The organism is Marinobacter shengliensis (assembly GCF_030297115.1).
In the GTDB taxonomy this organism is placed as follows: domain Bacteria; phylum Pseudomonadota; class Gammaproteobacteria; order Pseudomonadales; family Oleiphilaceae; genus Marinobacter; species Marinobacter shengliensis.
In genome coordinates this window covers 770296-784621 of record NZ_AP028062.1, presented here as the reverse complement: position 1 = coordinate 784621, position 14326 = coordinate 770296, and the positions used below count along the sequence as shown (strand labels likewise).

Below are 14326 nucleotides of genomic sequence, written 5' to 3'. Positions count from 1 at the left end.
CCTCTGGTCCTTTAAAGTACTTCGGGTGCCAGTGAGATAATCTTCATGAACTTCTCGTTACGCAGTTCACGGGTAACCGGTCCGAAGATACGGGTACCAATGGGAGCGTCCTGATTGTTCAGAAGTACCGCCGCGTTACCGTCAAAACGGATCAATGAACCGTCCGGACGACGCACACCCTTACGGGTACGTACTACAACAGCCTTGAGGACCTGGCCTTTCTTCACCTTACCGCGGGGGATGGCTTCCTTAACGGTTACCTTAATGATATCCCCAACGCTCGCATAACGCCGGTGAGATCCGCCCAGGACCTTGATGCACATAACCTGACGTGCACCACTGTTATCCGCGACTTCAAGCATTGTTTGAGTCTGAATCATGGTTGTTCTCCGGGCGAATTACACCTTGGACGCGCGTTCGGTGACTTCCACCAGGGCCCAGCTTTTGGTCTTGGAGACCGGGCGGGTTTCCTGAATGGTTACGATGTCGCCGATGTTGCACTGGTTGCTTTCATCGTGCGCATGGATCTTGGTCGAGCGCTTCATGTACTTGCCGTACAGAGGATGTTTCACCTGACGCTCAACCAGGACCACAATGGACTTGTCCATCTTGTTGCTCACGACCTTGCCGCTCAGAGTTCTGGCAGTTTGGGTAGCTTCGGTCATGTCACTGTCCTGCCTTTTCATTCAATACCGTTTTAACGCGAGCGATATCGCGCTTCACCTTGCCGAGGAGGTGAGACTGATTCAGCTGACCTGTCGCTTTGCGCATGCGCAGGTTGAACTGCTCCTTCAGGAGGTCGATCAGCTCTTTGTTCAGCTCCTCGACTGACTTTTCACGCAGCTCTGTTGCATTCATCACATCACCGTCCTCGTTACAAAGGTGGTCTGTACCGGCAGTTTGGCCGCTGCAAGAGTGAAGGCCTCACGAGCGATTTCCTCGGAAACACCTTCCATCTCATACAACATACGGCCTGGCTGAATTTCAGCCACCCAATACTCGACAGAACCTTTACCTTTACCCATCCGTACTTCAAGCGGCTTACCGGTGATCGGCTTGTCCGGGAAAACCCGGATCCAGATCTTACCGCCCCGCTTGATACGACGTGTCATAGTACGACGTGCCGCCTCAATCTGGCGCGCAGTTATACGCCCGCGACTGGTCGCTTTCAATCCGTATTCACCGAAGCTCACCTTGTTGGCGCGGTGAGCAAGACCGGTGTTACGGCCTTTCATTACCTTGCGGAATTTGGTGCGTTTTGGTTGCAGCATAAGAGTGCCCCTTTACTTAGAACCTTTCTTCCCAGAGGCTTTCTTGTCAGCACGGACCTGCTCCATACCACCAAGAATCTCACCTTTGAAGATCCATACCTTTACGCCGATAACGCCGTAAGTGGTGTGCGCTTCATAGGTTGCATAATCAATATCTGCACGTAATGTGTGCAGAGGTACACGACCTTCGCGATACCACTCGGAACGTGCGATTTCAGCACCCCCAAGACGACCGCCAACCTGAATCTTGATACCCTTGGCACCCTGACGCATGGCGTTCTGAACCGCACGCTTCATAGCGCGACGGAACATCACACGACGCTCCAGCTGACCGGCAACGTTTTGCGCTACCAGCCGGGCATCCAGGTCCGGCTTGCGGACTTCTTCGATGTTGATGTGCACAGGCACACCCATCATGTCGCTGACTTCGCGACGCAGACGGTCAACATCTTCACCCTTCTTACCGATAACAATACCGGGGCGGGCGGTATGGATCGTGATCCGGGCGTTCTGAGCAGGGCGCTCGATCACGATCTTGCTGACAGACGCCTTAACCAGACGCTTGTCCAGGAACTCGCGAACCTGAATATCATTCAGCAGATTCTTCGCGTAGTCCTTCTTGTCGGCATACCACACTGAGTTGTGCTCTTTGATCACACCCAGGCGCATGCCGGTTGGATTTACTTTATGACCCATCTGAGCATCTCCTACTTGTCGGCGACCTTGACGGTGATATGACAGGTGCGCTTGAAAATACGGTCAGCGCGCCCCTTGGCTCGAGCTTTGATTCGCTTGAGCGTTGGGCCCTCATCCACCATGACAGTGGAAACCCGCAGATCATCTACGTCCAGACCTTCGTTGTGCTCAGCGTTGGCAATGGCGGATTCAAGAGCTTTCTTGATCACAACCGCTGCCTTCTTAGGGCTGAAAGTCAGAATGTTCAGGGCGTCCTCAACAGCCTTGCCGCGTACCTGGTCGGCAACAAGACGTGCTTTCTGAGCTGAGAGGCGAGCGCCCTTGTACTTGGCTGCTACTTCCATTTCTATTACCTCACAATCAGCGTTTAGCTTTCTTGTCGGCCGCATGACCACGATAAGTACGCGTTGCCGCGAACTCACCCAGTTTATGTCCGACCATATCTTCGGTGACATAAACCGGCACGTGCTGCTTGCCGTTGTGGACTGCAATGGTCAGGCCTACCATCTCCGGAAAGATTGTTGACCGGCGGGACCAGGTTTTGATCGGCCGCTTGTCACTTGTTTCCAGAGCTGCCTCGACCTTCTTCAACAGATGCAGGTCTATAAAAGGACCTTTCTTCAAAGAACGTGGCACAGCATTTACCTCTATGTAGTCGTTTACTTGGCTGAACGACGACGTACTATCATCTTGTCAGTACGTTTGTTCTTACGAGTCTTATGCCCTTTGGTCGGAACACCCCACGGAGTAACCGGGTGACGCCCGCCAGAGGTACGCCCTTCACCACCACCATGTGGGTGGTCAACTGGGTTCATAGCAACACCACGTACTGTTGGACGTTTACCGCGCCAACGTGATGCACCCGCTTTACCAAGCTGCTTGAGGCTGTGCTCGCTGTTGGACACTTCACCCAGCGTTGCACGGCAATCTACAAGCACCTTACGCATTTCACCTGAACGCAGGCGGATAGTGGCATAAGCCCCTTCCCGAGCTACCAGCTGTACGGATGCGCCCGCGGAGCGAGCCAGCTGGGCACCTTTGCCAGGCTTGAGTTCGACGCAGTGGATCACAGAACCAACCGGAATGTTCCGGAGCGGCAGAGTGGAGCCCACCTTAATCGGCGCGTCGACGCCGGACCGCACAGGATCACCTGCCTTCATACCTTTGGGAGCGATGATGTAGCGACGCTCGCCATCGGAGTACTTCAGCAGCGCGATGTGCGCAGAGCGGTTAGGATCATATTCCAGGCGTTCAATAACCGCCGGGATACCATCTTTGGTCCGCTTGAAATCAATTACACGGTAGTGCTGCTTGTGGCCACCACCAATGTGACGAGTAGTAATGCGGCCAGCGTTGTTACGACCACCTGACTTACTCTTAGTTTCTACCAACGGCTCGTAAGGACGTCCTTTGTGCAGATCCGGGTTGTAAAGTTTTACAACGTGACGGCGTCCGGCAGATGTTGGCTTGGTTTTGACGATCGGCATATTACGACCCCTTTACCTTATTCCACATCCAGAAAATCGATGTCCTGACCTTCTGCCAGCTTGACGTAAGCCTTACGAATGTCATTACGCTTGCCGAACCCGCGGATAGTGCGCTTGAGCTTACCCTTACGGTTCAGAACCTGAACACCTTCGACGGTGACGTTGAACAGCTGCTCAACGGCTTTCTTGATCTCCGGCTTGGTGGCGTCTGGTGCTACACGGAATACCACCTGACCACGCTCGGCTGCCAGAGACGCTTTCTCTGATACGTGCGGCCCCAGCAGGACCTTATAAATACGTTCCTGATTCATCCCAGCATCTCCTCGATCTTCTTCAGAGCGGGAACAGTTACCACAACGTTCTCGTAGGCAACCAGGCTGACCGGATCCAGACCTGCCACGTCGCGAACATCCACGTGAGGAATGTTGCGGGAAGCCAGGTGCAGGTTCTGCTCAACGCTATCGGAAAGAATCAGAGCGTTAGACACGCCCAGATCCTTCAGCTTGGCGGTGAACGCCTTGGTCTTGGGACTGTCAACGTTCATATCGTCAACAACCACCAGACGCTCCTGACGGACCAGCTCGGAAAGAATGGAACACATAGCCGCACGATACATCTTGCGGTTAACTTTCTGTTCGAAATCACGGGGCTTGGCCGCAAAAGTTACGCCGCCTGAACGCCAGATCGGGCTACGAATGGTGCCCGCACGAGCGCGACCGGTGCCCTTCTGACGCCACGGCTTCTTGCCACCGCCACTGACTTCGGAACGTGTTTTCTGAGCCTTGGTACCCTGACGGCCAGCTGCCATGTAGGCAGTTACCACCTGGTGCACCAGTGCTTCATTAAAATCTTTGGCAAACGCAGCGTCGGAAACAGAAATCCCCTTGCCGCTACCAGTAATTGTCAATTCCATCGCACCGCTCCTCAGGCTTTAACTGCAGGCTTGATGACAACGTCGCCGCCAGTCGCACCAGGTACGGCACCACTTACCAGCAGCAGGTTGCGCTCGGCATCGACACGGACGATTTTCAGGTTCTGCACAGTGACCTGCGCGTTACCCATCTGACCGGCCATCTTTTTACCCTTGAATACCTTGCCCGGAGTCTGGTTCTGACCAATAGAACCCGGAGCACGATGAGACAGGGAGTTACCGTGAGTAGCGTCCTGCATGGAGAAGTTCCAGCGCTTGACACCACCCTGGAAGCCCTTACCTTTGGACTGACCAGTGGCATCAACCACCTGACCGTCTTCAAACACAGAGACTGTCAGCTCGCCGCCTGCAGCGAGGTCTTCACCTTCGCCATCAGCCAGACGAAATTCCCACACGCCACGACCAGCTTCAACACCTGCTTTCGCAAAGTGACCAGCAGCAGCCTTGCTCACGCGGGAGGCACGACGAGAACCTACGGTTACCTGCACAGCGCGGTAGCCGTCGTTTTCGAGAGTTTTCAGTTGGGTAATGCGGTTGGGCTCAACCTCGATTACCGTTACGGGCAATGCCTGCCCCTCGTCCGTAAAAATACGGGTCATACCGGCCTTACGACCGACAACACCAATTGCCATGTTTCACCTCTTAAGTGTACGGGGCTTGCACCCTCTATGGCCTGTGACAGTTACACAGACTAATACCGGGCGGTATTAGCCGAGGCTGATCTGAACGTCTACACCTGCTGCCAGGTCCAGTTTCATCAGAGCATCCACTGTCTTCTCCGTCGGCTCAACAATGTCGAGCAAACGCTTGTGGGTACGAATTTCATACTGATCACGCGCGTCTTTATTGACGTGCGGAGAGATCAATACCGTGTACTTTTCCTTGCGCGTCGGCAGAGGAATAGGACCACGCACCTGAGCGCCGGTCCGCTTGGCGGTATCGACGATCTCCTGCGTGGACTGGTCGATCAGGCGATAATCAAACGCCTTCAACCGGATTCGAATCTTTTGGCTTTGCATGATGCACCAAACTCCACTCGTAGCAGCTACTAGTTAGCCGACCTTCAAAAAAAGGAGCCGCATTGTATGCATAATACCCAACCCTGTCAACATCATTGATATTGACGGAGGTCAGGCAGACTTTGCGACTTAAACAGAAAAAGGGGCTGAACCAGTCAGCCCCTTTTTCCTGATCAAACGAGCAGATTACTCGATGATCTTGGAGACCACGCCGGCACCAACGGTACGGCCGCCTTCGCGAATCGCGAAGCGCAGACCATCTTCCATGGCGATCGGAGCGATCAGGGTAACAGTCATTTTCACGTTGTCACCCGGCATTACCATTTCAACGCCTTCCGGCAGTTCACAAGAACCGGTTACATCAGTAGTCCGGAAGTAGAACTGCGGACGGTAGCCCTTGAAGAACGGAGTATGACGACCACCTTCTTCTTTGGACAGTACGTACACTTCACACTCGAACTTGGTGTGCGGCTTGATGGAGCCCGGTACACACAGAACCTGACCACGCTCAACGTCGTCACGCTTGGTACCACGCAGCAGAACACCTACGTTCTCACCGGCACGACCTTCGTCCAGCAGCTTGCGGAACATCTCAACACCAGTACAGGTGGTCTTGGTGGTGTCGCGGATACCCACGATTTCCACTTCGTCACCTACTTTGATGATGCCACGCTCTACACGACCGGTAACCACAGTACCACGACCAGAGATGGAGAATACGTCCTCGATCGGCATCAGGAACGGCTGATCAATCGCACGCTCCGGCTCAGGGATGTAGTCGTCCAGGGCTTCTACCAGCTTCTTAACAGCGGTAGTACCCATCTCGTTGTCGTCTTTACCTTCCAGAGCCATCAGCGCAGAACCGGTGATGATCGGAGTGTCGTCACCCGGGAAGTCGTACTGGCTCAGCAGGTCACGAACTTCCATCTCTACCAGCTCAAGCAGCTCTTCATCGTCTACCATGTCCGCTTTGTTCAGGAACACAACGATGAACGGTACACCAACCTGACGGGACAGCAGGATGTGCTCACGAGTCTGCGGCATGGGGCCGTCAGCTGCGGAGCAAACCAGGATAGCGCCGTCCATCTGGGCCGCACCGGTGATCATGTTCTTAACATAATCCGCGTGGCCCGGGCAGTCTACGTGTGCGTAGTGACGGGTCGGAGAATCGTACTCAACGTGAGAGGTCGCGATGGTGATACCACGCGCACGCTCTTCCGGTGCGTTATCGATCTGATCGAAAGCACGGCTCTCACCAGTACCCCATACTTCGTGACATACACGAGTCAGGGCGGCTGTCAGAGTGGTCTTACCATGGTCAACGTGACCAATGGTGCCCACGTTTACGTGCGGCTTGTTACGCTCAAACTTTGCTTTAGACACGGTTACACCTCTTCCTGTTTCTTAAGTCCTGGGGATCAACCCTTTTTAATGATCGCTTCGGCAATGTTCGAAGGAGCTTCCATATAGCGGGAGAACTCCATCGCATAAGACGCCCGACCCTGTGTTGCAGAACGCAGGTCGGTGGCGTAACCGAACATCTCCGACAACGGAACTTCAGCACGGATGACCTTGCCCGCAGGGCCTTCATCCATACCCTGCACAAGGCCGCGACGACGGTTCAGGTCGCCAACAACGTCACCCATGTAATCTTCCGGGGTAACAACCTCAACCTTCATGATCGGCTCAAGAAGGGCAGGATTCGCCTCGAGGGCGCCTTTCTTCATCGCCATGGAACCAGCGATTTTGAACGCCATCTCGTTGGAGTCAACGTCGTGGTAGGAACCATCGTACAGCGTCGCCTTGATACCCAGCAGCGGATAGCCGGCCAGACAGCCGTTCTGCATCTGCTCTTCGATACCCTGCTGAACAGCCGGGATGTATTCCTTCGGAACCACACCACCAACGATCTCGTTCACGAAGATGAAGTTTTCAGCATCTTCATCATCCAGAGGCAGCGGCTCCAACTTCACTTTTACGTGACCGTACTGACCGCGACCACCAGACTGACGAACGAACTTACCTTCAACGTCAACCGGCTTGCGGATGCACTCACGGTAAGCAACCTGCGGCTTACCGATATTTGCTTCTACCTTGAACTCGCGACGCATACGGTCAACGATGATATCCAGGTGAAGCTCACCCATACCGGAGATGATGGTCTGGCCGGACTCTTCGTCGGTGCGAACACGGAATGACGGATCTTCCTGGGCCAGCTTACCCAGAGCAACACCCATCTTTTCCTGGTCGGCTTTCGACTTCGGCTCAACCGCAACGGAGATAACCGGCTCCGGGAACTCCATGCGCTCAAGAACAATTCTGTTGTTCTCATCACACAGGGTGTCACCCGTGGTCACGTTCTTCAGGCCGATCGCAGCCGCGATGTCGCCCGCCAGAACTTCTTTGATCTCTTCACGGTCGTTGGCGTGCATCTGAACCATACGGCCCACACGCTCTTTCTTGCCCTTCACGGAGTTGAATACCGCGTTACCGGACTCAAGCTTACCGGAGTAAACCCGGAAGAACGTCAGCGTACCCACGAACGGGTCGGTAGCGATCTTGAACGCCAGAGCGGCGAACGGAGCATCGTCGTCAACCGGACGGGTTTCCTCGGTACCCTCGTCATCCACCTCACCGCGGATGGCTTTAACCTCATCCGGGGCCGGCAGGAATTCGATGACCGCATCCAGCACCGCCTGCACGCCCTTGTTCTTGAACGCAGAACCACAGGTAGCCAGAACGATTTCGTTGGCGATGGTACGAGTACGCAGACCCTGCTTGATTTCTTCGTAGGTCAGCTCTTCGCCTTCGAGGTATTTCTCCATGAACTCTTCGTTGGCTTCAGCGGCGGCTTCGATCATCTGCTCGCGCGCTTTCTCGGCCTCAGCAACCATGGACTCAGGAATATCGCGAAGCTCGTAGGTCATACCCTGATCAGCTTCGTTCCAGTAGATTGCCTTCATGCGAAGCAGATCCACGATACCCTCGAAATCGTCTTCGGCGCCGATCGGCAGCTGGATGGGCACAGTGATAGCACCCAGACGGTTACGAATCTGCTCAACAACGCGCATGAAGTTGGCGCCTGCACGGTCCATTTTGTTGACGAAAACCATGCGGGGAACTTCATACTTGTTGGCTTGGCGCCATACAGTCTCGGACTGCGGCTCAACACCTGAGGAACCACAGAACACAACCACGGCACCATCAAGAACACGCAGGGAACGCTCTACTTCGATGGTGAAGTCAACGTGCCCCGGGGTGTCGATGATGTTGATACGGTGCTCGGGATACTGCTTGTCCATACCCTGCCAGAAGGTTGTAACAGCGGCAGACGTGATGGTGATACCACGCTCCTGCTCCTGCTCCATCCAGTCTGTAGTGGAAGCGCCGTCATGGGTCTCACCCATCTTGTGACTACGACCGGTGTAATAAAGAATACGCTCGGTGGTAGTAGTCTTGCCCGCATCCACGTGCGCACAGATACCAATGTTTCTGTAACGTTTGATAGGAGTCTTGCGTGCCACGATATAAACCTCGGCTTGTTAGAAACGGAAGTGAGAGAATGCCTTGTTGGCTTCTGCCATGCGATGCACGTCTTCGCGCTTCTTCACTGCGGCACCCTTGCTATCGGCCGCATCAAGAATTTCGCCAGCCAGACGCTGCGCCATGCTCTTCTCACCGCGCTTCCGGGAATATTCAACGAGCCAGCGCATCGCCAACGCGTTCTGACGGGAAGGCCGAACTTCTACCGGCACCTGGTAAGTAGCACCACCCACACGACGGGACTTAACCTCAACCATCGGCTGGATGTTCTCCAGGGCCTTCTCGAACATTTCGATCGGCTCTTCTTTAGATTTCTCGGCAACGATATCCAGAGCACCGTAAACAATGCGCTCTGCAACCGACTTCTTACCGCTTTCCATCACATGGTTGATGAACTTGGCAAGACGTGCACTGCCGAATTTAGGATCGGGAATGATTTCCCGCTTTGCTGCAACTCTTCTTCTAGGCATCGATAAGCCCTTATATCTAAAAGGTCTTCAGGAACCCCTGAGATAGCCAAATGCTACTCAGCCTTACTCTTACCGTTCTTACAAGCAACGATAAAAGACACCCGCTCGGGACATCAGGACTTGGGTCGTTTTGCACCGTACTTGGAGCGGCCCTGCTTACGGTTCTGAACACCTTGGGTATCCAAAGTACCGCGAACAGTGTGATAGCGCACACCCGGAAGGTCTTTTACTCGACCGCCACGGATCAGCACAACACTGTGCTCCTGAAGGTTGTGACCTTCACCACCAATGTAAGAGGAAACCTCGAAGCCGTTGGTCAGACGAACACGGCACACTTTACGGAGTGCTGAGTTCGGCTTCTTCGGCGTTGTGGTGTACACACGAGTGCACACACCACGGCGCTGAGGACAAGCCTGGAGAGCAGGAACATCGCTCTTGGCTACCTTGCGCTTACGAGGCTTACGCACCAACTGATTAATCGTTGCCATGTAAGCAAACTCCAAAAAACCATACCAATGAAACTTACCCCCTGTGCAGGGGGTAAAATTTAAGGGACGCAAGTGTAAGCCTGCGCCCCGACTCAGTCAAGATGACTGTTCTCTTTTTAACCACCCTCGGGATAAGTAACTACCCCGAGAATGGCACGCCGGCAATCAACCTTCTCGGTTGAGCTCCGCGCTCAGAGCTTCTTCAACATCTGCCGCGGTCACGCCCTGCTCTTCCAGGTCACGCTTGCGACGACGTTCGCTGTGGTAAGCCAGACCGGTACCCGCCGGAATCAACCGGCCAACCACAACGTTTTCTTTCAGGCCACGCAGGAAGTCACGCTTACCGGTCACCGCACCTTCGGTGAGCACCCGGGTGGTTTCCTGGAACGAAGCCGCAGAAATGAACGATTCGGTGGCCAGCGATGCCTTGGTAATACCAAGCAGCAGACGCTCGAATCTGGCAGGCTCTTTGTCCGCCTGATTCGCCTTTTCGTTCTCTTCCAGCACCTGAGTGATTTCCACCTGGTCGCCAGACAGCAGGGTGGTATCACCCGGATCGGTAATTTCCACCTTGCGCAGCATCTGCCGAACGATAACCTCGATGTGTTTATCGTTGATGACAACACCCTGCAGGCGGTACACATCCTGGATTTCGTTGGTGATGTACTTGGCCAGCTCGACCACACCCAGCAGACGCAAGATGTCGTGCGGGTTGGACGGACCGTCGGAAATCACCTCACCCTTCTCAACCGTTTCACCTTCGAAAACGTTGAGCTGGCGATGCTTCGGAATCAGAACCTCATAGGCATCGTCATCTTTCGGCGTGATGACCAGGCGCTTCTTGCCTTTGGTCTCTTTACCGAAAGACACCACACCACTGATTTCCGCCAGGATGGCAGACTCTTTCGGGCGACGAGCCTCGAACAGGTCGGCAACCCGCGGCAGACCACCGGTGATGTCCCGGGTCTTCGAGCTTTCCTGCGGAATACGGGCAACTACGTCACCCAGCTCGATCTTCGCGCCATTAGCCATGGTCACCAGCGCGTTAGCCGGCAGGAAGAAGATCGCGGTACCACCGCCTGGCAGTTCTACTTCTTCACCCGCATCGTCAATCAGCTGGATAGCCGGACGAATGTCCTTACCAGCAGCAGGACGCTCTTTCGGGTCAATCACTTCCATGGTGGACAGACCGGTCAGCTCGTCAGCCTGGGTACGGACAGTAATGCCCTCTTCCATGTTGACAAACTTGGCCGTGCCTTTCGCTTCGGCGATGATCGGATGCGTGTGCGGATCCCACTTGGCAACTACAACGCCGGCCTCAACCACGTCACCGTTCTTCACAGACAGAACGGCACCGTAGGGCAGCTTGTACCACTCGCGCTCACGACCCTGCTCGTCGGCAATCGCCAGGGCCGAAGAACGGGACACCACAACCAGGGAGCCATCGGTCTTCTCGATGGACTTCAGGTTGTGCAGACGTACCGTGCCGCCGTGCTTGACCTGAATGTTATCCACGGCGGAGGCCCGGCTGGCCGCACCACCAATGTGGAAGGTCCGCATGGTCAGCTGAGTGCCTGGCTCACCGATGGACTGGGCAGCGATAACACCGACGGCCTCACCCACGTTAACACGGTGACCACGGGCAAGATCGCGGCCGTAACACTTGGAGCAGATGCCGTGACGAGTCTCACAGGTAATCGCAGAGCGAACCCAGATCTCATCCACACCGGCGCGCTCGACCATCTCAACGGTTTTCTCGTCCAGCAAAGTGCCGGCCGGAACAACAGCGTTGTCCTTGTCGGTTGGGGTGAATACGTCACGGGCTGTCACACGCCCCAGAACACGATCACCCAGCGGCACAACAACGTCGCCACCTTCAATGTGCGGCGTCATCAGCAGACCTTCATCGGTACCGCAGTCTTCCTCGGTCACCACCAGGTCCTGGGACACGTCAACGAGACGACGGGTCAGGTAACCGGAGTTCGCGGTCTTCAGTGCAGTATCCGCCAGACCTTTACGAGCACCGTGGGTGGAGATGAAGTACTGGAGTACGTTCAGACCTTCACGGAAGTTCGCGGTAATCGGCGTTTCGATGATGGAGCCATCCGGCTTGGCCATCAGACCACGCATACCGGACAACTGACGAATCTGGGCAGCGGAACCCCGCGCTCCGGAATCGGCCATCATGTAGACGGAGTTGAAGGATTCCTGCATCAGGTCTTCGCCGTCTTCACCCTTCACAGGCTGGCCGTCAGGACCAATAACCTGCTCTTTGGACAGACGCTCCATCATCGCCTTGGACACTTTATCGTTGGCGCGGGACCAGATATCGATCACCTTGTTGTACTTCTCACCCTGGGTCAGCAGACCGGATGCGTACTGGTTCTCGATGTCTTTTACTTCGTCAGACGCCGCATCAACCAGCTCATACTTCTCCGGCGGAATCTCGAAGTCGTTGAAGCCGATAGAAATACCGGAACGGGTTGCATAGTGGTAACCCATGTACATCAGTTGGTCAGCAAAGATGACAGTATCTTTCAGACCAGCGTCCCGATAACAGGTGTTGATCAGGTTGGAAATCGCCTTCTTGACCATAGGACGGTTGACGATTTCAAACGGCAGGCCGTCAGGAACGATATCAAACAACAAAGCACGGCCAACGGTGGTATCAACCACACGGTAGGCTTCGGACTTGCTGCCATCTTCGGCATAGGCCACTTCCTTAACCCGCACCTTGACCTTCGCCTGCAGGTCAACCTTGCCGGCACCATAGGCACGATGGGCTTCTTTGACATCAGCAAACACCATGCCTTCACCCAGGGCAGCGTGGCGCTCGCGGGTCATGTAATACAGACCCAATACCACGTCCTGAGACGGTACGATGATCGGCTCACCGTTCGCTGGAGACAGCACGTTGTTGGTGGACATCATCAACGCACGGGCTTCAAGCTGGGCTTCCAGGGTCAGCGGTACGTGTACCGCCATCTGGTCACCGTCGAAGTCGGCGTTGTAAGCCGCACACACCAGCGGGTGCAGCTGGATCGCTTTACCTTCGATCAGAACCGGCTCGAACGCCTGGATGCCCAGACGGTGCAGGGTGGGCGCACGGTTCAGCAGGATTGGGTGCTCGCGGATGACTTCGTCCAGGATATCCCAGACCACGCCTTCCTCGCGCTCGACCATTTTCTTGGCGGCCTTGATGGTGGTCGCCAGGCCACGGTGCTCAAGCTTGGAGAAAATGAACGGCTTGAACAGCTCCAGGGCCATCTTCTTGGGCAGACCGCACTGGTGCAGGCGCAGGTACGGACCCACCACGATCACGGAACGGCCAGAGTAGTCGACTCGCTTACCCAGCAGGTTCTGACGGAAACGACCCTGCTTACCCTTGATCATGTCAGCCAGAGACTTCAGCGGACGCTTGTTGGTGCCAGTGATGGCCCGACCACGACGACCGTTATCCAGCAGGGCGTCAACCGCTTCCTGCAGCATACGCTTCTCGTTGCGCACGATGATATCCGGAGCGTTCAGTTCCAGCAGGCGCTTGAGACGGTTGTTCCGGTTAATGACCCGACGGTACAGATCGTTCAGGTCGGAAGTGGCAAAACGGCCACCGTCCAGGGGAACCAGCGGGCGCAGATCGGGCGGCAGAACCGGCAGAACGGTCATCACCATGTCGCCCGGCTTGTTACCGGAGTACAGGAACGCCTCAAGAATTTTCAGGCGCTTGCTGAATTTCTTGATCTTGGTCTCGGAGTTGGTCTGGGGAATCTCTTCCCGCAGGGCGTCAACTTCCGCCTGCAGATCGATAGCTTCGAGCAACTCTTTGATGGCCTCGGCACCCATACGGGCGTCGAACTCGTCACCGAATTCTTCCAGGGCCTCATAGTACTGCTCGTCATTCAGCAACTGGCCCTTCTCCAGGGTGGTCATACCCGGATCGATAACGATGAAGGATTCAAAGTACAGAACCCGCTCGATATCTCGCAGGGTCATGTCCAGCATCAGGCCAATACGGGACGGCAATGACTTCAGGAACCAGATGTGAGCGACCGGGCTGGCCAGCTCGATATGGCCCATACGCTCACGGCGCACGCTGGCCAGTGCGACTTCAACACCGCACTTTTCACAGATAACGCCGCGATGCTTCAGGCGCTTGTATTTTCCGCACAAGCACTCGTAGTCTTTGATCGGGCCGAAAATCTTGGCACAGAAAAGACCGTCACGCTCCGGCTTGAAGGTACGGTAGTTAATGGTCTCAGGCTTTTTTACTTCGCCAAAAGACCAGGAACGAATCATGTCAGGCGAAGCCAGTCCGATACGGATGGCGTCGAATTCCTTGCTCTGATTCTGGCTCTTGAGAAGATTCAGCAAATCTTTCATCAGTAAAAGCTCCGGATGGCGTTAATCTCGGGCGGGCACAC

17 protein-coding genes are annotated in these 14326 nt (G+C 55.2%); all 17 read right to left on the bottom strand.

The features are described from left to right. Positions 1–11: 11 nt before the first annotated feature. The 17 genes from rplN to rpoC all read right to left on the bottom strand — a co-directional run bounded on the left by rplN (position 12) and on the right by rpoC (position 14285). Complete coding sequence (gene rplN / locus QUE75_RS03625; RefSeq protein ID WP_007154005.1) at positions 12–380, bottom strand: 50S ribosomal protein L14; 369 nt, start codon at positions 378–380, stop codon at positions 12–14. An 18-nt stretch (positions 381–398) separates the two neighbouring features. Further along, positions 399–665 carry a 30S ribosomal protein S17 gene (rpsQ, locus tag QUE75_RS03620; protein ID WP_044387650.1) on the bottom strand — a complete coding sequence of 89 codons (267 nt, stop codon included), beginning with the start codon at positions 663–665 and terminating at the stop codon, positions 399–401. Position 666: 1 nt separating this feature from the next. Then, a complete protein-coding gene (gene rpmC / locus QUE75_RS03615) occupies positions 667–858 on the bottom strand; it encodes a 50S ribosomal protein L29 (RefSeq protein ID WP_058089999.1) in 192 nt (63 codons plus the stop codon). Continuing rightward, entirely contained in the window at positions 858–1271 is a 414-nt protein-coding gene (rplP, locus tag QUE75_RS03610; RefSeq protein ID WP_044387654.1) for a 50S ribosomal protein L16, read from the bottom strand. The genes rpmC and rplP overlap by 1 nt, the downstream gene beginning before the upstream one ends. A 12-nt stretch (positions 1272–1283) precedes the next feature. Beyond that, the gene (gene rpsC / locus QUE75_RS03605; RefSeq protein ID WP_058089998.1) at positions 1284–1967 is read right to left on the bottom strand and encodes a 30S ribosomal protein S3; all 684 of its coding nucleotides are present in this window, start codon (positions 1965–1967) and stop codon (positions 1284–1286) included. An 11-nt stretch (positions 1968–1978) separates the two neighbouring features. Further along, positions 1979–2311 (bottom strand): 50S ribosomal protein L22, encoded by a 333-nt coding sequence (gene rplV, locus QUE75_RS03600; protein ID WP_008940674.1) that lies wholly within the window; start codon positions 2309–2311, stop codon positions 1979–1981. A gap of 16 nt (positions 2312–2327) precedes the next feature. After that, complete coding sequence (gene rpsS / locus QUE75_RS03595; RefSeq protein ID WP_061333570.1) at positions 2328–2603, bottom strand: 30S ribosomal protein S19; 276 nt, start codon at positions 2601–2603, stop codon at positions 2328–2330. Between the two features lie 23 nt (positions 2604–2626). After that, positions 2627–3454 (bottom strand): 50S ribosomal protein L2, encoded by an 828-nt coding sequence (rplB, locus tag QUE75_RS03590; protein ID WP_058089996.1) that lies wholly within the window; start codon positions 3452–3454, stop codon positions 2627–2629. 17 nt (positions 3455–3471) lie between these two features. Further along, complete coding sequence (rplW, locus tag QUE75_RS03585) at positions 3472–3765, bottom strand: 50S ribosomal protein L23 (protein ID WP_008174862.1); 294 nt, start codon at positions 3763–3765, stop codon at positions 3472–3474. Then, positions 3762–4367, bottom strand: coding sequence for a 50S ribosomal protein L4 (gene rplD, locus QUE75_RS03580; RefSeq protein ID WP_061333569.1), 606 nt, complete (start codon positions 4365–4367; stop codon positions 3762–3764). Before rplD ends, rplW begins: the two co-directional genes overlap by 4 nt. Positions 4368–4378: 11 nt before the next feature. Then, entirely contained in the window at positions 4379–5017 is a 639-nt protein-coding gene (gene rplC, locus QUE75_RS03575; RefSeq protein ID WP_058089994.1) for a 50S ribosomal protein L3, read from the bottom strand. A 75-nt stretch (positions 5018–5092) separates the two neighbouring features. Continuing rightward, positions 5093–5404: a 30S ribosomal protein S10 gene (gene rpsJ / locus QUE75_RS03570; protein ID WP_004580743.1), complete on the bottom strand. Its 312-nt coding sequence runs from the start codon at positions 5402–5404 to the stop codon at positions 5093–5095. Positions 5405–5590: 186 nt separating this feature from the next. Further along, positions 5591–6787, bottom strand: coding sequence for an elongation factor Tu (tuf, locus tag QUE75_RS03565; RefSeq protein ID WP_068351550.1), 1197 nt, complete (start codon positions 6785–6787; stop codon positions 5591–5593). A gap of 35 nt (positions 6788–6822) precedes the next feature. Further along, the gene (gene fusA / locus QUE75_RS03560; RefSeq protein WP_061333841.1) at positions 6823–8928 is read right to left on the bottom strand and encodes an elongation factor G; all 2106 of its coding nucleotides are present in this window, start codon (positions 8926–8928) and stop codon (positions 6823–6825) included. Between the two features lie 18 nt (positions 8929–8946). After that, on the bottom strand, positions 8947–9417 hold the full coding sequence (gene rpsG / locus QUE75_RS03555; RefSeq protein WP_011784243.1) for a 30S ribosomal protein S7: 471 nt from the start codon (positions 9415–9417) through the stop codon (positions 8947–8949). A 113-nt stretch (positions 9418–9530) separates the two neighbouring features. Beyond that, positions 9531–9905: a 30S ribosomal protein S12 gene (gene rpsL, locus QUE75_RS03550; protein WP_012139854.1), complete on the bottom strand. Its 375-nt coding sequence runs from the start codon at positions 9903–9905 to the stop codon at positions 9531–9533. Between the two features lie 165 nt (positions 9906–10070). Next, a complete protein-coding gene (gene rpoC, locus QUE75_RS03545) occupies positions 10071–14285 on the bottom strand; it encodes a DNA-directed RNA polymerase subunit beta' (protein ID WP_058092376.1) in 4215 nt (1404 codons plus the stop codon). Positions 14286–14326: the final 41 nt, after the last annotated feature.

What these genes read in the sequence shown, in the direction of transcription:
- rplV (WP_008940674.1), bottom strand. Translation starts at nt 2,311, where the DNA reads ATGGAAGTAGCAGCCAAGTACAAGGGCGCTCGCCTCTCAGCTCAGAAA.
- rpsL (WP_012139854.1), bottom strand. Translation starts at nt 9,905, where the DNA reads ATGGCAACGATTAATCAGTTGGTGCGTAAGCCTCGTAAGCGCAAGGTA.
- rpsJ (WP_004580743.1), bottom strand. Translation starts at nt 5,404, where the DNA reads ATGCAAAGCCAAAAGATTCGAATCCGGTTGAAGGCGTTTGATTATCGC.
- rpsQ (WP_044387650.1), bottom strand. Translation starts at nt 665, where the DNA reads ATGACCGAAGCTACCCAAACTGCCAGAACTCTGAGCGGCAAGGTCGTG.
- rplP (WP_044387654.1), bottom strand. Translation starts at nt 1,271, where the DNA reads ATGCTGCAACCAAAACGCACCAAATTCCGCAAGGTAATGAAAGGCCGT.
- rplD (WP_061333569.1), bottom strand. Translation starts at nt 4,367, where the DNA reads ATGGAATTGACAATTACTGGTAGCGGCAAGGGGATTTCTGTTTCCGAC.
- rpsG (WP_011784243.1), bottom strand. Translation starts at nt 9,417, where the DNA reads ATGCCTAGAAGAAGAGTTGCAGCAAAGCGGGAAATCATTCCCGATCCT.
- rplN (WP_007154005.1), bottom strand. Translation starts at nt 380, where the DNA reads ATGATTCAGACTCAAACAATGCTTGAAGTCGCGGATAACAGTGGTGCA.
- rpmC (WP_058089999.1), bottom strand. Translation starts at nt 858, where the DNA reads ATGAATGCAACAGAGCTGCGTGAAAAGTCAGTCGAGGAGCTGAACAAA.
- rplC (WP_058089994.1), bottom strand. Translation starts at nt 5,017, where the DNA reads ATGGCAATTGGTGTTGTCGGTCGTAAGGCCGGTATGACCCGTATTTTT.
- rplW (WP_008174862.1), bottom strand. Translation starts at nt 3,765, where the DNA reads ATGAATCAGGAACGTATTTATAAGGTCCTGCTGGGGCCGCACGTATCA.
- rpsC (WP_058089998.1), bottom strand. Translation starts at nt 1,967, where the DNA reads ATGGGTCATAAAGTAAATCCAACCGGCATGCGCCTGGGTGTGATCAAA.
- rpoC (WP_058092376.1), bottom strand. Translation starts at nt 14,285, where the DNA reads ATGAAAGATTTGCTGAATCTTCTCAAGAGCCAGAATCAGAGCAAGGAA.
- rplB (WP_058089996.1), bottom strand. Translation starts at nt 3,454, where the DNA reads ATGCCGATCGTCAAAACCAAGCCAACATCTGCCGGACGCCGTCACGTT.